The organism is Ottowia thiooxydans DSM 14619, from assembly GCF_000422885.1.
Lineage (GTDB): Bacteria > Pseudomonadota > Gammaproteobacteria > Burkholderiales > Burkholderiaceae_C > Ottowia > Ottowia thiooxydans.
The window spans coordinates 57,302-79,123 of sequence record NZ_AUGX01000013.1 but is presented as its reverse complement, the minus strand read 5'-3'; the positions used below and the strand labels follow the sequence as shown (position 1 = coordinate 79,123).

21 protein-coding genes and 1 riboswitch are annotated in these 21,822 nt (G+C 60.7%); of the genes, 19 read left to right on the top strand and 2 right to left on the bottom strand.

The annotated features are described in order from the left end of the window. Positions 1 to 46: 46 nt before the first annotated feature. The 10 genes from G518_RS0112530 (at position 47) to G518_RS0112485 (ending at position 9,278) form a co-directional block, all read left to right on the top strand. Entirely contained in the window at positions 47 to 796 is a 750-nt protein-coding gene (locus tag G518_RS0112530) for a TetR/AcrR family transcriptional regulator (RefSeq protein WP_245597963.1), read from the top strand. Beyond that, complete coding sequence (locus G518_RS0112525; protein ID WP_028602837.1) at positions 793 to 1,737, top strand: ABC transporter substrate-binding protein; 945 nt, start codon at positions 793 to 795, stop codon at positions 1,735 to 1,737. The genes G518_RS0112530 and G518_RS0112525 overlap by 4 nt, the downstream gene beginning before the upstream one ends. 7 nt (positions 1,738 to 1,744) lie before the next feature. Further along, positions 1,745 to 2,515 carry an ABC transporter ATP-binding protein gene (locus G518_RS0112520; protein ID WP_036594486.1) on the top strand — a complete coding sequence of 257 codons (771 nt, stop codon included), beginning with the start codon at positions 1,745 to 1,747 and terminating at the stop codon, positions 2,513 to 2,515. 150 nt (positions 2,516 to 2,665) lie between these two features. Next, positions 2,666 to 3,430: an ABC transporter permease gene (locus G518_RS0112515; protein ID WP_036594484.1), complete on the top strand. Its 765-nt coding sequence runs from the start codon at positions 2,666 to 2,668 to the stop codon at positions 3,428 to 3,430. Then, positions 3,427 to 4,191 (top strand): ABC transporter permease, encoded by a 765-nt coding sequence (locus G518_RS0112510; RefSeq protein ID WP_028602834.1) that lies wholly within the window; start codon positions 3,427 to 3,429, stop codon positions 4,189 to 4,191. The genes G518_RS0112515 and G518_RS0112510 overlap by 4 nt, the downstream gene beginning before the upstream one ends. A 9-nt stretch (positions 4,192 to 4,200) precedes the next feature. Beyond that, the gene (locus G518_RS0112505) at positions 4,201 to 4,950 is read left to right on the top strand and encodes a class I SAM-dependent methyltransferase (protein WP_051236533.1); all 750 of its coding nucleotides are present in this window, start codon (positions 4,201 to 4,203) and stop codon (positions 4,948 to 4,950) included. A 27-nt stretch (positions 4,951 to 4,977) separates the two neighbouring features. Next, entirely contained in the window at positions 4,978 to 5,787 is an 810-nt protein-coding gene (locus tag G518_RS0112500; protein ID WP_028602832.1) for a cyclase family protein, read from the top strand. A 133-nt stretch (positions 5,788 to 5,920) separates the two neighbouring features. After that, a complete protein-coding gene (fahA, locus tag G518_RS0112495) occupies positions 5,921 to 7,237 on the top strand; it encodes a fumarylacetoacetase (RefSeq protein WP_028602831.1) in 1,317 nt (438 codons plus the stop codon). Positions 7,238 to 7,483: 246 nt separating this feature from the next. Further along, complete coding sequence (locus G518_RS0112490) at positions 7,484 to 8,476, top strand: NADP-dependent oxidoreductase (RefSeq protein ID WP_028602830.1); 993 nt, start codon at positions 7,484 to 7,486, stop codon at positions 8,474 to 8,476. 82 nt (positions 8,477 to 8,558) lie between these two features. After that, positions 8,559 to 9,278 (top strand): 16S rRNA (uracil(1498)-N(3))-methyltransferase, encoded by a 720-nt coding sequence (locus G518_RS0112485; RefSeq protein WP_028602829.1) that lies wholly within the window; start codon positions 8,559 to 8,561, stop codon positions 9,276 to 9,278. Between the two features lie 7 nt (positions 9,279 to 9,285). Here G518_RS0112485 and G518_RS0112480 read toward each other — a convergent pair whose 3' ends face one another. Then, positions 9,286 to 10,524, bottom strand: coding sequence for a CaiB/BaiF CoA transferase family protein (locus G518_RS0112480; protein ID WP_028602828.1), 1,239 nt, complete (start codon positions 10,522 to 10,524; stop codon positions 9,286 to 9,288). Between the two features lie 102 nt (positions 10,525 to 10,626). Here G518_RS0112480 and G518_RS38450 point away from each other — a divergent pair, with 102 nt between their 5' ends. The 3 genes from G518_RS38450 (at position 10,627) to G518_RS0112465 (ending at position 13,445) form a co-directional block, all read left to right on the top strand. Then, on the top strand, positions 10,627 to 11,523 hold the full coding sequence (locus tag G518_RS38450) for a LysR family transcriptional regulator (RefSeq protein WP_051236531.1): 897 nt from the start codon (positions 10,627 to 10,629) through the stop codon (positions 11,521 to 11,523). A gap of 125 nt (positions 11,524 to 11,648) precedes the next feature. Beyond that, positions 11,649 to 12,830, top strand: a complete 1,182-nt coding sequence (locus G518_RS0112470; protein WP_028602827.1) for an MFS transporter — start codon at positions 11,649 to 11,651, stop codon at positions 12,828 to 12,830. Positions 12,831 to 12,851: 21 nt separating this feature from the next. Beyond that, positions 12,852 to 13,445: a YidB family protein gene (locus G518_RS0112465; protein ID WP_028602826.1), complete on the top strand. Its 594-nt coding sequence runs from the start codon at positions 12,852 to 12,854 to the stop codon at positions 13,443 to 13,445. A gap of 106 nt (positions 13,446 to 13,551) precedes the next feature. On the opposite strand, the gene G518_RS0112460 is transcribed toward G518_RS0112465, so the two are convergent. After that, a complete protein-coding gene (locus tag G518_RS0112460; RefSeq protein ID WP_028602825.1) occupies positions 13,552 to 15,030 on the bottom strand; it encodes a M20/M25/M40 family metallo-hydrolase in 1,479 nt (492 codons plus the stop codon). A gap of 109 nt (positions 15,031 to 15,139) precedes the next feature. Between G518_RS0112460 and G518_RS0112455 the strand changes: the two genes are divergently transcribed. From G518_RS0112455 to G518_RS0112430, 6 genes are all read left to right on the top strand, one after another. Further along, entirely contained in the window at positions 15,140 to 15,844 is a 705-nt protein-coding gene (locus G518_RS0112455) for a glutathione binding-like protein (protein ID WP_028602824.1), read from the top strand. A gap of 36 nt (positions 15,845 to 15,880) precedes the next feature. Next, complete coding sequence (locus G518_RS38445; RefSeq protein ID WP_028602823.1) at positions 15,881 to 16,879, top strand: class I SAM-dependent methyltransferase; 999 nt, start codon at positions 15,881 to 15,883, stop codon at positions 16,877 to 16,879. 115 nt (positions 16,880 to 16,994) lie between these two features. After that, on the top strand, positions 16,995 to 17,822 hold the full coding sequence (locus tag G518_RS0112445; protein WP_245597962.1) for a DUF72 domain-containing protein: 828 nt from the start codon (positions 16,995 to 16,997) through the stop codon (positions 17,820 to 17,822). 131 nt (positions 17,823 to 17,953) lie between these two features. Continuing rightward, a riboswitch (FMN riboswitch) is annotated at positions 17,954 to 18,107 on the top strand. Positions 18,108 to 18,237: 130 nt separating this feature from the next. Then, positions 18,238 to 18,705: a 6,7-dimethyl-8-ribityllumazine synthase gene (locus G518_RS0112440; RefSeq protein ID WP_028602821.1), complete on the top strand. Its 468-nt coding sequence runs from the start codon at positions 18,238 to 18,240 to the stop codon at positions 18,703 to 18,705. A 137-nt stretch (positions 18,706 to 18,842) separates the two neighbouring features. Beyond that, complete coding sequence (locus G518_RS0112435; protein ID WP_245597961.1) at positions 18,843 to 20,381, top strand: class I adenylate-forming enzyme family protein; 1,539 nt, start codon at positions 18,843 to 18,845, stop codon at positions 20,379 to 20,381. 215 nt (positions 20,382 to 20,596) lie between these two features. Beyond that, positions 20,597 to 21,796: an ABC transporter substrate-binding protein gene (locus tag G518_RS0112430; protein WP_156909373.1), complete on the top strand. Its 1,200-nt coding sequence runs from the start codon at positions 20,597 to 20,599 to the stop codon at positions 21,794 to 21,796. Positions 21,797 to 21,822 lie beyond the last annotated feature (26 nt).

Here is a 21,822-nt window from a genome sequence, read left to right as displayed (position 1 = left end):
GGGCGAATTCGCCAAGAGCAACATGGGAGCCTTCGGGTTTGTACGAATGTTCAAAAATCTTGTACACCTGTTCAATCACCCCATGTCTCCAGCCTCGCTCGCCCACCTCGCTTCGCCCGTTCGGCGTGCAGGCGGTGCCGCACGCAAGACAACTTCATCAGAGCGCCGGGACCGCCGGGCCGATATCCTCCTGGCGGCAGAGAAGCTTTTTGCCCAGCATGGCTATCACGCTGTTCCGCTGCGAAAAATTGCGAGTGAAGCCGGCGTGCCACTGGCTCTGGTGGGTTACTACTTCGGTGCCAAGCACGAGCTGTTTCACGCCATTTTTGAACGCTGGCAGCCCACCATTGAAGCCCGCCTGGCCCTGCTGCGCGCAGTCATGCCTGAGATCACGGCACAGCCTTCCGCGCTGCAACCCATCGTGAGCGCGTTCGTGGAGCCCGTGCTGCAAATGCGGACCAGCCCCGAGGGTGAGTTCTATGCCTTGCTGGTCAGCCGCGAACTCTCATACGCCCGCGAAGAAACTGACCGGGTACTGCGTGACTTTTTCGATCCCCTGGCCCACGCCTTCATCGATGCGTTGCATGCCGCACGCCCGCAGGCCACTCGCGCGCAAGCGGCATGGGGCTACCAGTTCGCGCTGGGCGCTCTGCTGCATCACATCAGTGACCAACGTGTGGAGCGCCTGTCGCACGGAATCAACCCTCCCAACGACACCGCTGCCGAACCCCTTCTGATCAGCTTCATCGCCGCCGGCATGGACGCTGTACTTCAAACAAACCAAAGGAGACCCTGATGAAACGCCGTAACACCCTGCAAGCTCTGGCCGCGCTGGCCGCCGTTGGCTTGGCCCGCCCAGCCTTCAGCCAAACGACCAAAATCGTTTTTGGCTATACGGCAGTGACAGACTTCACCTCGGTCTTTGTGGCTGCGGAACAAGGCTATTTCAAAAAACGCGGTCTTGATGTGGAGTTGAAGTTCATTCCGCTCAACTCCACTATTCCCGCGGCCGTTCAGGCAGATTCGCTGCACATAGGCGGCCCCACACCCAGCGTGTACTTGCAATCGGTGGATGGCGGGCTCGATCAGGTGGTGGTGGCCGGCGGCGGCGTCACTTCCAAGTCGATCACCGGTTTCGGCCTGGTGGCACGCGCAGGCAGCGGCATCAAGACTGCAGCCGATTGCGTGGGCAAGAAAATCGGCGTGCCAGGCCTTGGCGCGTTCCTGCACGTGACCTTCCGCGCCTGGCTTAAGAGCCAGGGCGTTGATTACAAAAAGGTCACTTTCCTTGAAGCTGCGTTCCCTCAGCACGGAGACATGCTGCGCGGTGGCTCGGTTGATGCAGTGGTCAGCGCAGATCCATTCATGAGCCGCATCACGGACACCGGCGCAGGCTATGTGGCCTCCTACTATTCCACCTTCCTTCCAGAAGGCCAGCCCACCATCATCCACGTGGCTCGTCGGGATTGGGCACAAAAGAACGCGGCTGCGGTGCGCGCCTTCCAGCAGGCTGTGCAGGAAGGTGCCACGTTCATGCAAAACCCCAAGAACAACGATGCCGTGCGAGCCACCGTCGGCAAGTACATCAAGCTGCCGCCTGAAGTGCTGGCAAAAATGCAGATCTCGCCTCCTGGCCCCGTTGTCACGACCAAGCAATTGGACTACTGGGTTTCACTGATGAAAGACCAGGACATGCTCAAGACCTCGCCCAACGTCAGCTCACTGATTTTCAAGTAACTTGCCCATGACGGATAGCCTCCTAACGTTCGACCGTGTTGCCATCCATCTGGGTGGGCGTGAGATTCTCTCGCCCACCAGCGTGCACATCAAACGTGGCGAGTTCGTCTGCATCATCGGGCCCTCAGGCTGCGGCAAGACGACCTTGCTGCGGGCCGCGGCCGGTTTCGTCACACCAAGCAGCGGGCAGGTCACTCGCCATGGCCAACAGGTGACGGGGCCTTCGCGCGAAGTGGCGTTTGTGTTTCAGGACTATGGCCGCGCGCTTCTGCCGTGGCGCACGGTGGCACGCAACGTCGCTCTGGCGCTGGAAGCCGCACGCGTGCCTCAAGCTGAGCAGGCGGAGCGCATTGAGCGCGTGCTGGCCACAGTGGGCCTCAGCGCACATGCGCACAAGTTCCCCGCGCAACTTTCCGGTGGCATGCAGCAGCGCGTGCAGATTGCACGCTGTCTGGCGCAATCGCCCGAAGTGATGCTGATGGATGAACCTTTCGGTGCCCTCGACGCCATGACGCGTGAAAGCCTGCAAGACGAAGTAGCGCGGCTAGTGCGCGAGCAAGGCCTGACCGTTCTTTTCGTGACCCACGATCTCGAAGAGGCGCTGTATCTGGGTGATCGGGTACTGGCCTTGCGCGCTAACCCCACGCCCGAGCAGCCCAGCCTCGCGGCGCTGATTGACGTTCCGCTGCCCAAACCGCGTGAGCAACTCTCCACCAAAGAGCATCCTGAGTTCCTGCGGTTGCGGCGTGAGTTGTACCAATACCTGGGGCACACATGAGGAGTACTGCGTTTCACCAAAAAGCTGACATGAAATCGCGTCTTTGCCCACCATGCAGCGTTACAAATCCTCGCGATAGCTACGGCTATCGCTGTGGTTTGCGCCTTGCCTGCCGAACAAATCCATCAATTTCATTGAGTCAGCCTTTTGATGAAACGCAGTACTAGTTGGCTACGGCCGTTCGTATTCCCTGCGCTGCTACTGGCGGGACTGGAGCTGTGGGCGCGCACCATTGGTGCCAGCAGCGACTCGGTTGCACCGCCCAGTGCCGCATTGCGCGCCTTCGGCGGAGCGCTGGCCGACGGATCCCTGCTCACTGCCACGGCTTTTACCCTCGGCAGTGCGGCGCTCGGCCTGTTGATCGGGGGTGGCCTGGGCGTCGCGCTAGGCACGCTTTTAGGCTTGTCAGCTCGCGCTGCACGCCTTTCTTTCATCAGCGTGGAAGTGTTGCGCCCGGTGCCTTCAGTCGCTTTGATTCCCTTGGCCATGCTGATCTTCGGCTTTGGGCTGCGTATGGAAATCAGTGTGGTGGCCTTCGCCTGCCTATGGCCTATGGCACTGCTGGCGCAAGCTGCCGCGCAACAAGTGGAGCCGCGCTTGCTGGAAGTCGCGCGTGCACTCCAGATGAACGCCTGGCAGCGCTTTGCCTGGATCGTGGGGCCCGCCATAGTGCCGCGCTTGTTCGTGGCCCTGCGCCTGGGCGTAGCGATCGCGTTGGTGGTGGCCGTCACCGTAGAAATTGCCGCCAACCCGAACGGCATGGGCTACGCCATGATGATCGCACAGCAAAGCCTTGATCCCGCCTTGATGCTGGCCTGGTTGTTGTGGATCGGCCTGGTGGGGTTTGCCATCAACGCTGGCGCCTTATGGTTGCAGCGCAGCGTGGCTCGGCGCATGGGTGAGGTCATCGCATGAATCGGCGCTTGACCCCTGCGGAACTCTGCGGCTCCCTGGCTGTGTTGGCCGGTTTGCTGGCGATGTGGTGGATGGCCAGCCACGCGGGCTGGATCAGCAAAGTGTTCTTGCCCACTCCTGAAGCCACACTCTCCAGCCTGCGCGAGGGGTTGGTCGATGGCGAGTTGACCGCTTTCACCGGAGCCACCGTGGGCCGCATGCTGGCCGGCTGGGGTTTGGCCAGTGTGGCCGGTATCGCCTTGGGCGCACTGGTGGGCAGCAGCGCTGCGGCACGTGCCTGGATCGGACCAACGCTCGAATTCATTCGCCCGTTGCCAGCCTCAGCGGTGATTCCGCTGGCGATCGCCATCTTTGGCCTCTCTGGTGGCATGGTGCTGGCGGTGGTCGCCTTCGGTGCCATGTGGCCGGTGTTGCTGGCCACTGTGCACGGCTTGGCTGGCGTACACGTGCGTTTGCGGGAGGTAGCGACCGCGTTGCAGCTCAATCGTAGCGAGTTTCTCTGGAAGATCGGCTTGCCTAATGCGCTGCCTGACATCGTGGCCGGCATGCGGCTTTCAATGACAGTCTCATTGATCGTCAGTGTGGTGGGTGAAATGATCGCTTCACAACCGGGTCTGGGCCAAGCCATCTTGCTGGCCGCGCGTTCCTTTCGCGCGAGCGAGCTGTTTGCGGGTATCGTCTTGCTGGGTGCCATCGGCTTTGTAAGCAACGCGTTTCTAGCGATGCTGGAGCGGCGCCTTCTGCGTTGGCAACATCCTTGAACTTCTCGTATGACACCTGAAAATCCCTCAGCAGCGATGCGACAAATCGTCAAAGACTATGGGGCCATCGTCCCTCTCAAGACTTTCACCCTGATGCCAGACGGTGGGTCCCTGGCCGACAAAAACATCATTTTCAATAGCGTGACCGACGTCTCAGCCCCGATTTCGGTGCTGGACATCGGCTTTGGCGTGGGTGGGATGGGCCACCTGATCAAAGGGCATTCACAAACCGCCCACTGGAACATTGACGGCTTGGACGCCTGGGAACCCAATTGCCATAACCAAGCCCTCATCTCGCAGCGTGTCTACAGGAACGTGTGGCACGGTCTGGTACAGCAACTGGACGAAGCCCAGCTACGTCAATACGACGTCATCTGCCTGATGGATGTGATCGAGCACCTGGACGTGCCCACCGCCAAGGCGGTTCTGACCAAGGTGTTGACCCACATGCGAGAGGATGCACGCTTCGTGATGAGCACGCCCTTGTGGTTTTTTCCGCAAGATGAAATTCAGAGCGGCGATTTTGAGAAACACCTTATCTGCGTCCCCGCGACTGCGGTCCTTGGCCTGCTGCCCTTGATCTACTCGATCACGCCCATGTTGATTGGCAACTTTGTATTCGGCAAGAAAAGCCTCGACACCATTTCGCTTTTCCAACCGGTTGAAGACCAGAGCATCACTTTCGACAAAGGCTGGGCCATCGTCCGGGCCCTGCGTCTTCCGCATGAGCCGGGCGTCGCCTATTCGCTGCCGGCTTGAACATTCATTTATTTTCTGGAGACTTCCATGGCGCGCCGCTTCATCGACCTGTCCATTTACCTTGAGAACGACGTCATCTCTGATCCACCAGCGTTCGCGCCGAAGATCCAGTACTTCAATCATGAGAACTCGTTCGAGCAAATGGGGCCGTTTTTCCCCGGCCTGAAAAAGGAAGACCTGCCTGATGGCGAAGTGTGGGCAGTGGAGATGATCCAGCTCTCCACCCACAATGGCACGCACCTCGACGCCCCCTATCATTTTCATAGCACGATGGATAAGGCGCTGGGCGATAAGAAGAAGGCCTGGACTATCGACGAAGTTCCACTCGAATGGTGCTTCCAGCCTGGCGTGAAGCTTGACTTCCGCCACTTCGCAGACGGCTACGTGGTCACCGCCGTTGACGTCGAAGCCGAGCTCAAGCGCATTGGCCACGAACTGCAGCCCCTGGAAATCGTCGTCGTCAACACCCGCGCTGGCAGCCGCTATGGCCACAATGATTTCGTGGCAGCAGGTTGCGGCATGGGCTACGAAGCCACGATGTACCTTCTTGAGCGCGGCGTACGCCTGACCGGCACAGACGCATGGAGCTGGGACGCGCCCTTCATCTACACCGCTGAAAAATATGCCGAAACCCACGACCCCAGCTTGATATGGGAAGGCCACAAGGCCGGTCGCGACATCGGCTACTGCCACCTTGAAAAGCTGCACAACCTGGAGGCACTGCCCGCTTCCGGTTTCTACATCTCTTGCTTCCCGCACAAGATTCGCGGCGCCTCTGCCGGCTGGACGCGTGCCGTGGCGATTTTCGATGAAGCGCTGATGGCTTCAACGCCCTAAGCGGTTCAAGATTCACCCGCAGGCACCTGCCCAATGGCGGGTGGCCCCTCGGCTCATCAAAGCGCATCGCACCGCCCAATAGGCGAGGCGCCGTCCTTCGACATGCTCAATTGAATTACCTCTGGACCCCACCATGACGCAGCTTGATCACACCCACAACCCCGCAGCACGCAGCTGGCTCGCTTCTGCCAATACTGCCGGCGGCGATTTTCCGATCCAGAATTTGCCTTTTGGGGTGATTCGACGCCGTGGCAGCAACGAGGCTTTTCGCGGGGCCGTGGCCATTGGTGACCAAGTGATCGATCTTTCGGTGTTTGCTGACAAGGGCGTCGTCACCGGCGCCGCTTCCGATGCCCTGCGCCTGACCGCGCAAGACTCGCTCAATGATTTCATGGCAGCTGGCCCGGCTGCCTGGCGTGCCTTGCGGCATGCACTGTTCGAGGCGCTGGCAGAAGGCGCGGCCGCGCAAGAAGCTGTGCAAGCCAGCCTCATCGCTCAGGCCGACGTAGAACATCGCCTGCCATCACGCATTGGCGACTACACCGATTTCTACACCTCCATCCACCACGCGCGCAACGTTGGCCGCGTGATCCGGCCTGATGATCCGCTGAGCCCCAATTTCCAATGGCTACCCATCGCCTATCACGGGCGCGCCAGCAGCGTGGTGATCAGCGGAACCGATTACCACCGACCTCATGGCCAAGCCATGCCGCCAGGCGCCAAGGCGCCCGTGTACAACGCCTGCACGCGACTCGATTTCGAACTGGAGATGGGCTTTTTCGTCGGCCCCGGCAACCCCATGGGCCGGCCTGTGCCACTGGCGGAGGCCGAGCAGCATATCTTCGGCATGTGCTTGCTGAATGACTGGTCAGCGCGTGATCATCAGTTCTGGGAGATGAACCCCCTGGGCCCCTTCCTTGGGAAGAACTTCTGCACCAGCATTTCGCCCTGGATCGTCACCATGGAGGCCTTGGCACCTTTCCGTGTGCCCTTTGAGCGCCCTGCAGACGAACCTCAGCCGCTGGCCTACCTTGACGAGGCAGCCAACCGCGCCTCTGGCGGCGTGGATGTTCAACTCGCCGTAGGCCTTGAGTCTGAGCAGCACCGCGCGAAAGGCCTCGCACCTGCGGAGATCACCCGCACCAGCTTCCGCCACCAGTACTGGACGATTGCGCAAATGCTCGCGCAGCACACCGTGGGTGGCTGCAACCTGCAACCCGGCGACCTGTGCGGTACCGGCACCATCAGCGGCCCCACGGCCGGAGAAGCAGGCGCTATCGTCGAGCTGAGCCAGGGCGGCACCAAACCGATCACCTTATCCGGTACCGGCGAGCAGCGAACTTTCCTGCTGGACGGGGATGCCGTGATCCTGCGCGGCTGGTGCGAACGCGAAGGTGCTGCACGGATTGGCTTTGGCGAGTGCCGAGGCATGGTGCTACCAGCCGTTTGAAATGAGGTGAGCTTGAGCGCTGTCCGCTGCTGCGCCTATGCAGGCCTATGGCGACTCGCGATTGATATATAGTTCGGTTAATAGGAAAACTATCCGATTAACCGGACAGCGCCGTTGCGTGACTGGGTTCGCCATAAAGCAGCCATTGGCATCAGATCTTCCTGCAAGACAACAGGAGCTTCGCCGCCCGGGGCACATGTGAGTTCACCACGCCGCCCGCGTCATCCAAGCAGCGCAAACAAAGCCATGATCAACCGACGCATCGTGCTCGCCGCCCGCCCGCAGGGCGTGCCCCGCCCGGAAGACTTCCGAATCGAAAGCGCCCCTGTGCCTCGACCAGAGGCAGGGGAAGTGCTCCTGCGACACACCTGCCTGGGTCTTGCACCCGCCGCCCGGTTGCGCATGGGTGAACAAGCGTCATACAGGGAGCCCATGGCGCTAGGGGACGTCGTCTATGGGCAGGCCATCGGCCGCGTTGTCGAGTCTCGTGATCCAGGCCTGCCCGTGGGCACCTCCGTCATGTCTGTGAGTGGTAGCTGGCAGGAATACTCCACAGCCCCTGGCTCCAATCTGGTCAAGGTCGATGAAACCATCGCCCCGCCGAGTGTCTGGCTAGGCGCCTTGGGCACCTCCGGGATGACGGCATACGTTGGGCTGCTCGATTTAGGCCAACCACGCGAGGGCGACACCGTGGTGGTCTCCGCAGCCAGCGGCGGCGTAGGTTCCAACGTGGGGCAAATTGCCAGGCAAATGGGATGCCGCGTGGTCGGCATCGCCGGAGGCGCAGCCAAGGTGGCGCATGTGACCGCGCAACTCGGGTTCGACGCCGCAGTGGACTATCGGTGCGCTGATTTCGCCGAACAGCTGAGGGCGGCCTGTCCGTCAGGCGTAGATGTCTACTTCGACAACGTGGGAGGCGCTGTCCGTGACGCCGTTTGGCCGCTGATGAACCAGGGCGGACGAATCGCGGTGTGCGGTTTGATCGCCGAATACAACGATAACCGCCAGGACGGTCCCGGCTGGTTCCAGATTCTTTCAAAGCGGCTGAAGATCCACGGCTTCATCATGAGCGATCACCTCCATCGGCGAGCAGACTTCCTGCGCGACATGGCATCGTGGTACCGGGCAGGCCACATTCACGTACAAGAAGATATCAGCGATGGCCTGGAGAGCGTGGTTCCCGCCTTCATTCGCATGCTGACCGGTGAGAACTTCGGTAAGACCATCGTCAGGATTTGAACGCGTCGGAGCGTGCCCGGCCGAAGCAAGGCCGAAAAGCCTCAAGAGTTCATTACCATTGGCGGGCACTTTCTTTAAAGACATGCCCCGTTTCCACGTTCCAACCGATCTCACCAGCGGCGCTGAATTGCTGCTGCCGCCCGGCGCCGCGCGCCATGTACAGGTGCTGCGCCTGCAGCCTGGCGACCCCATCACATTATTTGACGGCCGGGGCGGCGAGTGGGATGCCCAGGTGCTTCGCATGGGGCGCAGTGATGTCCAGGTGGCCGTGGGAGCGCACCACGCCATTGAGCGCGAGGCCGTGCGCAGCGTGCATCTGATCAGCGGCCTCATGGCGAGTGATCGTATGGATTGGTTGGTCGAGAAAGCCACGGAACTTGGGGCCGCCAGTTTCACACCCGTCCTCGCTGAACGCAGTACCTTGCGGCTGAACGGAGAACGAGCCGAGAAGAAGCGGGCCCACTGGCAAGCCGTCGCCATTGCAGCGTGCGAGCAAAGCGGCCGCAATCGGGTTCCGATCGTGCAGCCACAACTCGCCTTTGAGGCACAGATGCAATCAGCCCACCCCCACCCGGGCGGACAACGCTTGCTTTTGTCTCTCGCCCAAGACGCCACCCCCTTGCGCCAAGCCCTGCTGCCCGGAAACGAGGCCGTGACCTTTCTTTCCGGCCCTGAGGGCGGCCTTAGCCCGAAAGAGGAAACCGCTGCTCGAGCCGCCGGCTTCATACCGGTCAGCCTGGGCACGCGTGTGTTGCGCGCTGAAACCGCCCCCCTGGCCGCGCTTGCGGTCATCCTGGTGTGAGGGCTGACTACCCCAGTACGCCCTGCGCACGCAGCGCCGACAGCGCTTCTCCCGAGAGGCCTAGCTCGCCCCCCAGCACCGCATCCGTATCTGCGCCCAGCAGAGGCGGCGCTTTCATCTGAACCGGCGTTTCAGAAAAGCGAAAAGGACTGCGCAGCACCGGCAAAGTACCCAACACGGGGTGCTCTACCTCTGCCCGCAATCCGCGGTGCTTCACCTGCTCGTGCTCAAACGTCTCGTTGATGTTGTTCACAGGGCCACAAGGCACGCCGGCCTCGCCCAGCGCCTGCGTCAACTTACTGCGCTGCAAGGTACGCGTCACGGCCCTCACTTCTTCATTGAGCTCTGCGGCATGCCGCACCCGTTCCGAGTTTGAACTGAAGCGAGGATCTGAAAGCCAGATCTCCCGGTCCAGCGCCTTGCACAGCTTGACCCATTGCCCGTCATTGCCAATTTGAATCAACAAAGGGCCATCGGCGCAGGGAAAAGAGTTGGAAGGCGCGAACAGATGGCTTCCATTGCCCGCACGACGTGGCGTGGCACCCGTGCTGAGGTAGTTCTGCGCCATGTAGTTAGTCGCCGTGACGGCCACATCAAGCAGCGCGACGTCGATATGTTGGCCTTGGCCCGTGTTGCGGCGATGCAGAAGCGCCGCCAATATGGCGGAGGTGGAGATCATGCCGGTCATCACATCGACCAGCGGCACCATGGAACGCATGGGGCCACCGCCCGGTTGGTCATCCGGCAGGCCACAGGTGCTCATGATGCCGGAAACAGCCTGCAGCACTGGATCGTAGCCCGGCCATGACGCGTAAGGACCGTCTTGGCCATAGCCGGTAATGGAGCAATAAACAATGCCTGGATTGACTGCACGCACGGATTCGTAGTCCAGCCCATAGCGCTTGAGATCTCCCACTTTGAAATTCTCGGCCAGCACATCGCACTGCGCGGCAAGCTCGAGAATCAATTTGCGGCCCGCCTCCTTGGTGAAATCCACTGCCAGCGAGCGCTTTCCGCGGTTGACCGCCACATACGAGGGCGTTTCCCGAGTCGGGTTGCCCTGCGGATCTTTCAAAAACGGCGGAGAGTGCCTCATTTCATCGCCCACGCCGGGGCGCTCAATCTTGTAGACGTCAGCGCCCATGTCGGCCAGCGCCTGGGTGCACCACGGGCCAGCCAGCACGCGGGTCAGGTCCAGCACCTTGGTGCCAGCGAGGATTTGGTTCTGCATAGCGGAAGAAGCCATTCAAGTTGAATCTTGGGAATTCGCACTCTAAATGCCGCCACTCAAAACAAAAAGCGAGTTTTTCTTGGCGATTCACAAGCAAATCGATATAAATTCAATGGGATGCAAGTCAAAATCCGCCAATTGCGCGCCCTGGATGCCGCCGTGCGTCTGGGCAGCTTTGCCGAGGCAGCACGAGCCCTGCACGTCACACCAGCCGCTCTCAGTCTGGCAATACGAGAACTGGAAGACATCCTGGGCTTTCGGGTGCTTGAACGAACCACGCGGCGCTTGCGCCTGACCGAGCCCGGCCGAGGCTACCTGGCTCATGCGCAGCGCACCCTGGCAGCTCTGGAAGAAGCGGACCGTTTCGCCAGCCATGTGCGCGCCAACCATGAGGTCGTGCGCGTTGCCACGACGCAAACCATCATTGCCACTTTGCTGACCCATGTATTGCCCGCCGTGCATGAGCGATTCGAGCGCGTGCGCCTGCAGCCGGTAGACGTGGCAGCGGCCGGCATCGCTGAATCGCTTTTGGATGGCCAGGCTGACATCGCCATTGGGGTGAATCTCTCGAAACACGAAAGCTTTGAGACCCGCCCGCTGTTCAGCTCCCGTTGGTTCGCCTTCATGAGTCCACGCCACCCCCTGGCTCACCGCGAGCAGCTTTCCTGGGCAGACATCGCCAATGCGCCGCTGTTCATGACCAAGTCCGGCAACTACCTGCGCATCTGCGCGGCGCTGGGCAAGGAAGTCACACTGGCCGACGTTCAGGAAGCCACCACTGCCATAGCCGGCCTTGCCATGGCCTCTGCGGGCGCAGGAATAACCGTATTCCCAGCCTATGTGCTGCCCTTGGCGCATGTGCTCGGAGTTCATGGACTCCCCTTGGACCAACCGGACCTTCCCCATGAACTGGAGATTGCCGTCCGCGCTGATTCGAAACCATCCTCCCAAGTGCACGCTATGCGTGCGCTCGTCATGGAGATGATCGCGGCAAAGTGCGATCACTTGCGGTAAGACTCGTCATCCTTGAGTCAGCCCTGCCGGAATGAAGCATTTGCCCCCAATTGGCGCACGTTGATCCAGCCATAGGGAGGGTTTGCGTGGCCCACTGCAGGCCGCCCTCCCGGTACACTGCCCACATGAACCGCCACCTGCTCTTGCTCACCCTTTGCCAAGGGCTGTTTCTGGTCAATAACATCACGTTCATCGCCATCAACGGGCTGGTTGGACTGCAACTGGCTCCCTTCGGCTGGATGGCCACACTGCCAGTGATGGGCTACGTCGTAGGCGGTGCGATGGCAGCTCCGCTGGTCGCGCGCTCTCAAAAGCGTTTTGGCCGCCGCGGCTCTTTTCAGATAGGTTTGTTAGTGGCCTTGGGTTCTGCCTTGCTGTGCGCCTGGGCCGTTTACTCACGTCAGTTCTGGCTGCTGGTGTTGGCCACCGTGATAGCCGGCTACTACAACGCCAATGGTCAGCTCTACCGCTTTGCAGCGGCCGAACTGGTGGCACCCGCCTGGCGCGAGAAGGCCGTCTCGCTGGTATTGGCCGGCGGCCTGTTAGGCGCCGTGGTCGGCCCCAACCTGGCCGTGTGGACACGCACTCTGCTGCCTACGCCGTTCGCCGGCGCCTACCTAGCTCTGGCGGTGGTCGCAGTGATCGCCATGGGTGTGATGGCCCTGGTGCGCTTTCCTCCTGCGCCTCCCCGGCAGGCCGCTCAAGACGCGGGCCGGCCCCTCAGCCAGATCATGCGTCAGCCCGAGTTCGTGGTCGCCACCGTCGCCGCCGCTCTGGGCTACGGGGTGATGAACCTGCTCATGGCCGCTACCCCGTTAGCCATGCAAGTGTGCGGCTTCGATTTTGGCGACACCGCCCATGTACTGCAATGGCACGTGATCGGCATGTTCGCGCCAGGGTTTTTCACCGGCCACCTGATCCGGCGCTTTGGCACGCTGTCAATAATGGGTGTGGGGGTTGCGCTTAACCTGGCTTGCGTCGTTGTGGCGCTGTCGGGAGTGGAGTTGCGGCAGTTCGAGATTGCCTTGTTCCTGCTGGGAGTGGGTTGGAACTTCCTCTTCACGGGGAGCACCACACTGTCGCTCAAAGCCTACAGGCCTGAGGAAAAAGACCGCGCACAGGCAGCTATTAATTTTTGCGTGTTTTCCTTTATGGCCCTCACTTCGTTTGCATCAGGGGCACTGGTAACAACCCAAGGCTGGGCCTTGCTCAACCTGGGATCGGTTCCACCTCTGTTGCTCACTGGAGCCGCTCTGTTTTGGCTGGCAATGCGGTATCGCCGGCAACAACAACCCGGCAGAATGTAGTTTTTACCTAAGGGGTCCTTCATGGGTCTACTCGATTCGGTTCTCGGTTCGGTGCTGGCGGGCCAGCAACAACGACAAGGCGGTGCTGGCGGCCTGGGCGATTTGCTCGGCGGCTTGCTGGGTGGCGGGGGCCAGGGCGCGGGTGCCCAAGGCGGCGGCCTGGGCAACATCCTGGGCGACATGCTCGGAGGCGGCCAGCCGCAATCGCAGCAAGGCAACGCAGGGGGTTTCAACATCAACCCTGCATTGATCGCCGCGTTACTGCCCATCCTGATGAACATGCTGTCCAACAGCAACTCTGGTTCTGGTGGCGGCTTGGGCGGTCTGCTCAACAAATTCAACCAGGCAGGCCACGGAGACGTCGCCAATTCCTGGGTTGGTGCCGGGGACAACATTCCCGTATCTGGCGCCCAGGTAAGCGACGCCTTTGGCCAAGGCACGATCAGCGATATCGCTGCTCAACTGGGCATTGACCAAGGCGCAGCTGCCGGCGGCATTGCCGCCATCCTGCCGGAACTGATCGACAAGCTCACGCCACAAGGCCAAGCCCCGGCTGGCGGTTTGGGCAGCGCCGATGACATCGTCGGCATGCTGGGCCGGATGCTTCAAAAGTAAGGGCATCGAGCGAGGGCGAGGCTTACCTCGCCTTCCAGGCTTGAAGCGACGGGCTACATCTTCGTCCGGGCGCTAACTACCTACTGGCCCCTGATACGAGCGGTCATCAAACCACTCGCGCAATCACCTCTGCCACCGCCGCCGTGAGCTTCTTGGCATAAGGCACATGCAGAAACTCGTTCGGCCCATGCGCGTTGCTCTTGGGGCCAAGCACCCCACACACCATCATCTGAGCACTAGGAAATCCCTCACTCAGCATGTTCATTAACGGGATGGTGCCTCCCTGCCCGATGTACCCGCAAGGCGCCCCGAAATGCGCTTGCGAGGCGTGGTCCAGGGCTTGCGCGAACCACGGCGCTACATCCGGCGCATTCCACCCTGTGGCGCCGCCACCGCCTTGGAAAGTCACCTTGGCTTGGTAGGGCGCGTTATCTTCCAGCAAGGCCTTCATCTCTTGCACTGCACTCGCCGCGTCTACCAGGGGTGGCAGGCGCAGGCTGAGCTTGAACGCGGTGTAGGGGCGCAGCACGTTTCCTGCATCCTTTAGCGCAGGAAAGCCCTCAGCGCCCACTACGCTAAGCGTGGGACGCCAGGTCCGGTTGAGTAGAGCCTCTGTGGGGTCGCCCGTCATGGGCAATACCGATTGCTCTCGCCCACCGCAGTCGTAATGCGCAAACGGGTAGTTTTTGAACAACTGATCACCCAGAATGGCAGCGGTAGCACGTGCCTGCTCGATGCGTTCAGCTGGGATGGCGCAGTGGAAGCTGGCCGGTAGAAGGCGCCCGGTGGCGGAGTCTTCCAGCCGATCAAGCACCTGCCGCATGATGCGGAAACTGCTGGGCACCAGGCCGGAAGCGTCACCCGAGTGAATACCTTCCGTCAGCACCTCCACCTTGAGCGTGCCCCCAGCCATACCGCGCAGGCTGGTGGTGAGCCACAGCTGATCGTAGTTGCCGGCCCCTGAGTCCAGGCACACCACAAGACCCACATCACCCAGGCGGGAGCGCAGGGCATCGATGTAGGGCAGCAGATCGGACGAACCGCTTTCCTCACTGGTTTCGATCAGGCCTACGATACGCGGGTGCGCCACGTTCTGACTCTTCAGTGCCTGCACGGCGGCGATAGCGGCGTAGACGGCGTAACCATCGTCAGCGCCACCACGGCCGTAAAGCTTGCCGTCTTCGTACTTGGGCGTCCAGGGCCCCAGATCATTGCGCCAGCCAGTGAATTCGGGTTGCTTGTCCAAGTGGCCGTACATGAGCACGGTTTGCCCCGTACCCCGCGCCTCACCGGTCCGCGTCGAATCCACCTCAAAAAAGATCACCGGCGTGCGGCCTTCTATCCGGATCACTTCAAGCTTCAGCCCGGGCACCTTCTGCGCGGTCACCCAATCGGCTGCCTGTTGCACCACGGCGTCAATGAAACCGTGAGCGACCCAATCAGCGTCGAAGCCAGGTGACTTGGCAGGAACGGCAATGTAGTCCGTCAGACGACCCACAATATCGCTGTCCCATTGGGCATCGATCTGCCGGGCAGCGGCTGGGGAATTCAGTGTGGGGATTTCTCGGTGTAGTGGAGCATTCATGGCCAAACCCTCGGGCAATGTTCGAGTATTGCACTGTACGCCCAAGAGGCCAGCGCTGTCATTGCACCCATGATGACAAGGTCAGCGGCGCAGGCGTATATTGGTGTTTATGAACTCGATCAGCTCCTACCCCATCACCCGTAAATGGCCGGCCCTTCATCCCGATCGCTTACAGCTTTATTCATTGCCCACGCCCAATGGCGTGAAAGTCTCGATCATGCTGGAGGAAACTGGGTTGCCCTATGAGGCCCACCGGGTCGATTTCGCCACGAACGACCAACTGTCTCCAGAATTCATCTCGCTCAACCCGAACAACAAAATCCCGGCCATCCTGGATCCGAACGGCCCGGATGGCAAGCCACTGGCGCTGTTTGAGTCAGGCGCCATCCTGATGTACTTGGCCGGTAAAACAGGGCAGTTGCTCCCTGCTGATACAGCGGCCCGCTACGAAACGCTTCAATGGCTGATGTTCCAGATGGGGGGAATCGGCCCCATGTTCGGCCAGCTTGGGTTCTTTCACAAGTTCGCCGGCAAGGAATACGAGGACAAGCGCCCACGGGATCGCTATGTAGCCGAGAGCTCACGTCTGCTGGGGGTGCTGGATGCACACCTGAAGGGCCGCCGCTGGATCATGGGCAACGAATACACCCTTGCGGACATCGCCATCTTTCCATGGGTACGCAACCTGATTGGCTTCTATGAGGCCAGCGAACTGGTGAATTTCAAGCGTTTCAAACAGGTGAAGCGGGTGCTCGACACCTTTGTGGCAAGGCCGGCGGTTCAGCGCGGTTTGCTCATACCTGCGGCGAGTTAGAGCCGCCATCGAATCGCGAGCTTGTACAGCAAGGCCATGACCCCGCCTGAACAAGCTCAGCCGACACGCCTTTGCTCCTTGCCCTGGGAGAGCTTCACTGTGCGCCTCGTTGACGGCTTGGCATGCTCCCCCTGCCGGCATTTTCCGCCGGTGTGGGATGCACAGGATCTGGATGCGGTGGATGCAGGCTTGCGGGAGGTGCGGCACGCCCTCCTGCATGCCAAGCTGCCTCCACCTTGCCAAAGCTGCCCGGAAATGCCCTTGGGAACGCCAGAGGCCTTGCAAGCGATGCTGGCCCAGAAGCACTTGGTGGAGGGCAACCAGCAAACCACGGCCATTCGGGCCGCCGTAAGTAGCAAAAAACCGCTCCCTCCACCTGAGTTGATGTATCGCGTCATTCACAGCCGCAACGGATATGACTTTGTAGGCAGTGGCGTGGTCAATCTAGCGGAGATCCTGCCGCATCTCTTGCCCCACCTTCCTGCGGGGTCACCGCGTCTGCTCGATTTCGGATGCGGTTGCGGCCGCTTTGCGCGGCTTTTACTGGAGAACCCGCTTTTTGGTGACTACACTGGCTGCGATATCGACGCAGAAGCGATCAATTGGTGCAGGGAATTTCTCCCCCGTGGCCGGTTTCAAACCATCTTGCCTGATGCACCGCTCAGCATGCGCGATGGCAGCTTCACCGCCGTCATCGGCTATTCCGTGATGACGCATCTAACCCGGGATTTTCAGGATTTCTGGCTGGCAGAGCTGCATCGCGTCACTGCACAAGGCGCCATCCTGGCCTTGACCATTCACGGCGAGACGGCTGCCAAGAAAAACGGCCTGGAGGCACGTCTGGCCGGTGAAGGCATCATCGACGACATCGTGGACGATACGCTGCAAGGGATCGCACCCGCCGGGTACTACCGCGCGACGTTTCAAAACCCCGCTCACGTGAAACGGGTCTGGGGCAAGCGGTTTGATGTACTGGAACACATCGACGGAGCCATGATGGGCTATCAGGATCTGGTGATTTTGCGCCGCAGGTAGGCTGATGAATTCACCTCGATTCGCCATCTTCCCCGTGGGGACACCATTCATCCGGCCTCCGAGAAGCGAATGCGTGGGATTTGAACCAGAGGTTTTCCTCTGAAAGGTGTGAATGATGAAATCCGGTCGAACTTCAGGCCATGTACGTGTAGGCATTGGCGGCTGGAACTTCGCCGGCTGGCGCGCAGGTGTGTTTTACCCGCCCGGATTGCCACAAACCAAAGAACTTGAGTTTGCGAGCCGCGCGCTGAGCAGCATCGAGATCAACTCCACCTTCTACACTGCCCAAAAGCCTGCAGTCTATGCCCGCTGGCGTGACGAAACGCCAGATGGGTTTCAGTTCTCGCTCAAGGCACATCGCTTGGCCACCCAGCGCCGCCATTTACGCGAAGGCACCGAAAGCGCGGTGCGTTTTCTGGAAAGTGGTATTACCGAACTAGGCGCCAAGCTGGGTCCTATCGTCTGGCAGCTCTCTCCGTTCTACCGCTTCGATGCGGTTGATCTGGAGTACTTCTTCGCTGTACTGCCCGACACGCTGGATGGCCTGCCTCTGCGCCACGTACTGGAGCCACGGCATGAAAGCTTTGCCTGCGCGGACTACGTGCGCCTGGCACGCGAGTATGGCGTCGCCACGGTCTATACCGATTCGCCGGACTATCCCAACATTGCAGACATCACAAGCAGCTTCGTTTATGCACGGCTGATGCGCTCACAAGCCGATGAGCCAGCCGGCTATACGCCTTCGGATCTTGACCATTGGGCTGAACGCGCTCAGGCTTGGCAGCGTGGGCAAGCGCCTCGTGATCTGACCTTGGTTGATGCGGACAGCGCGGCCGAGGCTAACCGCGCACCGCGCGACTTATTCATCTACTTCATCTCCGCTGCAAAAGCACGTAACCCGGCTGCAGCACAGGCGCTCATTACACGGATTGTCTCCGGGTAACGCATGCCCATGATCTGACCAGGCTTACGCAATTACCTTGGCGTTGCGTCGGGCACTGGCGTGAGAAATGCCAGCCTCGCCCCCTCGTCGTATCATTGGAGGGCGACGGCGCATTCCAATGCATCGTCGACAAGCGTTCTCAGGGCGGGGTGTAAGTCCCCACCGGCGGTATCTGTTTCGAAAGAAGCAGGAGCCCGCGAGCGCTCCGGCGGTCCCCGCCGGAGGTCAGCAGACCTGGTGAGATGCCAGGGCCGACGGTCATAGTCCGGATGAAAGAGAGCGCGCGAAGCCGCCTGCCGTGCGGCGTCGTGGCTTGTGCCTGCCGTTATGGCCGGGTGATTCTTAGCCGCGCGCTGGCGGGAGCGGTTTCGTGTGCGCCCTGATTCCTGGTCCTTCAGTTTTCAAGGAGCTTTCCATGAATCAGTCAATACCTAGTTCCAACCCCCGCATTGCCTTCATTCGTGCAAACTGGCATGCCGATATCGTCTCTCGTGCGCTCGAAGGCTTCACCGCCGAAATGAGCCAGTTGGTCCCCGGCCAAACCCCTCCTATTGACGAGCACAATGTGCCCGGCGCGTTCGAAATTCCCCTGCTGGCCCAGGCCTTGGTACGGAGCGGCAAATACACCGCCATCGTGGCCTGCGCCCTCGTGGTGGATGGCGGGATCTACCGCCACGATTTTGTGGCCGGCGCCGTGATCGACGGCCTGATGCGGGTTCAGCTGGACAGTGGCATTCCGGTTTTCTCGGTGGTGCTCACCCCCAAGGATTTTCACGAGCATGCCACGCACCACGAGTTCTTCTCCGGGCACTTTGTTGGCAAAGGCGCTGAAGCCGCTCGCGCCTGCGTGCAAACATTGGCAGCGCATGGGGTCACGCTTTAAGCGAACAGCCAAGCGCTCTGCACAGCTGATAGAACTTTCCTGCAGACGGCGTTTGCCCTGATAGCGCGCCCGTTCGGGTTTGGGCATGATGGATTGGTTATCCACCTTGCCCTTCGCTATTCATGCTCACCGGAGATATGCTGCGCCGCTCCGCCGCGCGGTTTCCTGACAAACCCGCCATCATTTTCCGAGGCCCAGAAGGCGCACGCCGCGTCCTGGCCTACCGCGAACTCGATGCACTAGCCAACCAACTTGCGCACGCGCTGCTGGCGCTGGGGCTACCCAAAGGCACCAAGGTGTCCATGCTTTCGCGCAACTTGCCGGAGTATGGGGTGGTGTTCTTCGGGACCGCGCGCACAGGGCTGGTGCTGAACAACGTCTCCATCCTCTACGCGGCTGACGAGCTGGCTTGGGTGCTGAACAAGTCAGACACAGAAGTATTGATCATCGATGCGCAGTTTGCAGACAAGCTGGCCCACGTGCGCCAGCAATGTCCCCGCATCCAAACGGTGGTGCTCATCGGGAGCCAAGAGGCGCCCGAGACCGTTCGCTTCAACGATTTCATCGCCCGACATCCCACTACGCCGCCGGATGTTTCGCTCAGTGAGTTTGATGCCTTCTGCATGACCTACACCGGGGGCACCACAGGGCGCCCCAAAGGTGTGCTCATGCACCACCGCGCACGAGACGTCACGGCGCACACGGTCGTAGTGGAGGAACGGCTGACACCAGAAGATGTGGTGGGCATTGTGACCCCGCTTTTTCACGTAGCGGCTCTCAACATCATGTTCCAGCCAGCGGTACTCATTGGCGCCACCAGCGTGTTTGTGGCGCCGTGGTCGCCCGATGGGTTCATGGATGCATGCGAAGCGGAGGGCATCACGGCGGCCTTCATGGTGCCCACGCAAGCCAATACGCTGGTCACACATCCACGGTTTGCACCGGCGCGGCTTGGGAGCTGGGCCAAACTGTCCTTCGCCGGCGCCCCCATGCCAGACTGGGTGCAGCTCGAACTGATAGCCAAGTTGCCACAACTGAAGCTCACCCAAATCTATGGCCAGAGTGAAATGGGCGTGATCGCCGCCTTGCCCGCACATCTTCTGCCAGCCAAGCTGGGCAGCGTGGGTCGGCAACCCTACAACGTAGACATGGCGGTGCTACGGCCTGATGGCACCCCGGTCGCGGTGGGCGAGATCGGTGAAGTGGCCACGCGCGGCGACAACGTCATGATTGGCTACTACGACGAACCCGAACAGACCGAGGCTTTCTTCAAGCTCGGCCATGGTTGGGGCTTGTCTGGCGATGTGGCCACCATGGATGCCGATGGCTGCATCATCCTCGTAGACCGCGCCAAAGATATGTTGATCTCAGGCGGCGAAAACGTCTATCCGAAAGAAATCGAAGATGCCATCTACGGCCTGCCCCAAGTGGCTGAGGTGGCCGTGTTCGGCGTGCCTGACCCGAAATTCGGCGAGGTACCTGCGGCCTACATCTTGCTCAAGCCTGGCGCAGAACTGACTGAAGCGCAGGTGCTGGCCCAGTGCGAAGCGAAGCTGGCCCGGCTGAAACGCCCGCGCTTGATCAAATTCGTGGAAAGCTTTCCAAAGACGGCCATCGGCAAGATCCAGAAGAACTTGCTGAAGGAGCCTTACTGGGAAGGGCGCAAGCGGATTTGAATAGCTGGAGAGGCATCGGGGGAATGCGGCTTTTCACCCGCGCGCACTCATCAACCGCTGCGGCCCCTCACCCTAGCCCTCTCCCTTAGTCGGGCCCGCCTGCAGGAGAGGGAACAAGACCATCAGGTGTTTCCCCCAATACCGTCAACCGGTCGATGCGAGCGAGCATTGAGTTCGTATCGAATTACTACATCACTCATCAGGAAGGCAAGTACATGACCCGATCCAACGCCCTGTCCCGCCGCGTGCTGCTTGCGCATGGCGGCGCCGCTCTCGTCGGCGCCTCCGCGCTCACGCTGCCTCGCCTTGGGCGCGCCCAGACAGGCAAGATCAAGATCGGCCTGATGCTGCCGTATACCGGTACCTTTGCGCAGATTGGCAATGCCATTGAGGCCGGCTTCCGGCTGGCGCTGCAGGAACAGGGCAACAAGTTGGGCGGGCGAGAGGTAGAGATCGTCAAACTTGACGATGAGTCTGATCCCTCCAAGGGCGTGGAGAACGCCAGTAAGCTGGTGCAGCGCGATAAGGTTGACGTCATCGTGGGCACGGTTCACTCCGGCGTGCAGATGGGCATTCAGAAAGTTGCGCGCGAATCCGGCGTGCTGTGTCTGATTCCCAACGCCGGCGTGCTCGCGGCCACCCGCGCGCTGTGCGCACCTAACGTATTTCGTACCTCGTTCTCGAATTCACAACCCACATTGGCATTGGGCAAACCAATGATGGATAAGGGCTTGAAGAAGGTAGTCTGGATTTCCTGGAAGTACGCCGCGGGCGAAGAAGCCTTCGATGGCTTCAAGGAAAGCTATACCAAGGCTGGTGGCACCATCATCAAAGACCTGTGGCTGCCGTTCCCCAACGTTGAATTCCAGGCGCTTCTGACCGAAATCGCTTCGCTCAAGCCTGACGCCGTGGCCTGCATGTTCGCAGGTGCCGGGGCTGGAAAATTCATCTCCGACTATGCCGCCGCTGGCCTGAAGGGGAAAATTCCGCTCTGGGGTTCGGGCTTCTTGACCGAAGGGGTTCTGGAGGCTGCGGGCCCCGCCGCCGACGGCATCATGACCACCTTGCACTACAGCGACTCGCTCGCCACTCCGCGCAACCGGCAGTTCCGTACGGAGTACGCCAAGGCCTTCAAATCCCAGCCTGATGTGTACTCAGTACAGGGGTATGACGCCGGCTTGCTGCTGGTGCAGGGTGCCAAGGCGGTCAATGGCGATCTGAATGCCAAGCCCGCACTCTACAAGGCCATGGAATCCGCCGTCATCGATAGCCCTCGCGGTAAATGGACCATGAGCCGTGCGCACAACCCCGTGCAGGATTTTTATCTGCGCGTGGTGGAAAAAGGCGAGAACAAGGTGCTGGGCGTGGCGGCCAAAGCACTTTCAGATTCAGGCGCGGGCTGCAAGATGGCTTGAAGCCAGGTTCAAGACACGCGAAGGGC

Bases quoted from the DNA above. Each gene is read 5' to 3' on its own strand.
- G518_RS0112515 (WP_036594484.1), top strand. From the start codon at position 2,666: ATGAAACGCAGTACTAGTTGGCTACGGCCGTTCGTATTCCCTGCGCTG.
- G518_RS0112430 (WP_156909373.1), top strand. From the start codon at position 20,597: ATGACCCGATCCAACGCCCTGTCCCGCCGCGTGCTGCTTGCGCATGGC.
- fahA (WP_028602831.1), top strand. From the start codon at position 5,921: ATGACGCAGCTTGATCACACCCACAACCCCGCAGCACGCAGCTGGCTC.
- G518_RS0112440 (WP_028602821.1), top strand. From the start codon at position 18,238: ATGAATCAGTCAATACCTAGTTCCAACCCCCGCATTGCCTTCATTCGT.
- G518_RS0112505 (WP_051236533.1), top strand. From the start codon at position 4,201: ATGACACCTGAAAATCCCTCAGCAGCGATGCGACAAATCGTCAAAGAC.
- G518_RS0112490 (WP_028602830.1), top strand. From the start codon at position 7,484: ATGATCAACCGACGCATCGTGCTCGCCGCCCGCCCGCAGGGCGTGCCC.
- G518_RS0112480 (WP_028602828.1), bottom strand. From the start codon at position 10,524: ATGGCTTCTTCCGCTATGCAGAACCAAATCCTCGCTGGCACCAAGGTG.
- G518_RS0112445 (WP_245597962.1), top strand. From the start codon at position 16,995: ATGAAATCCGGTCGAACTTCAGGCCATGTACGTGTAGGCATTGGCGGC.
- G518_RS0112520 (WP_036594486.1), top strand. From the start codon at position 1,745: ATGACGGATAGCCTCCTAACGTTCGACCGTGTTGCCATCCATCTGGGT.
- G518_RS0112460 (WP_028602825.1), bottom strand. From the start codon at position 15,030: ATGAATGCTCCACTACACCGAGAAATCCCCACACTGAATTCCCCAGCC.
- G518_RS0112510 (WP_028602834.1), top strand. From the start codon at position 3,427: ATGAATCGGCGCTTGACCCCTGCGGAACTCTGCGGCTCCCTGGCTGTG.
- G518_RS38445 (WP_028602823.1), top strand. From the start codon at position 15,881: ATGACCCCGCCTGAACAAGCTCAGCCGACACGCCTTTGCTCCTTGCCC.
- G518_RS0112455 (WP_028602824.1), top strand. From the start codon at position 15,140: ATGAACTCGATCAGCTCCTACCCCATCACCCGTAAATGGCCGGCCCTT.
- G518_RS0112470 (WP_028602827.1), top strand. From the start codon at position 11,649: ATGAACCGCCACCTGCTCTTGCTCACCCTTTGCCAAGGGCTGTTTCTG.
- G518_RS0112500 (WP_028602832.1), top strand. From the start codon at position 4,978: ATGGCGCGCCGCTTCATCGACCTGTCCATTTACCTTGAGAACGACGTC.
- G518_RS0112465 (WP_028602826.1), top strand. From the start codon at position 12,852: ATGGGTCTACTCGATTCGGTTCTCGGTTCGGTGCTGGCGGGCCAGCAA.
- G518_RS38450 (WP_051236531.1), top strand. From the start codon at position 10,627: ATGCAAGTCAAAATCCGCCAATTGCGCGCCCTGGATGCCGCCGTGCGT.
- G518_RS0112485 (WP_028602829.1), top strand. From the start codon at position 8,559: ATGCCCCGTTTCCACGTTCCAACCGATCTCACCAGCGGCGCTGAATTG.
- G518_RS0112435 (WP_245597961.1), top strand. From the start codon at position 18,843: ATGCTGCGCCGCTCCGCCGCGCGGTTTCCTGACAAACCCGCCATCATT.
- G518_RS0112530 (WP_245597963.1), top strand. From the start codon at position 47: ATGTTCAAAAATCTTGTACACCTGTTCAATCACCCCATGTCTCCAGCC.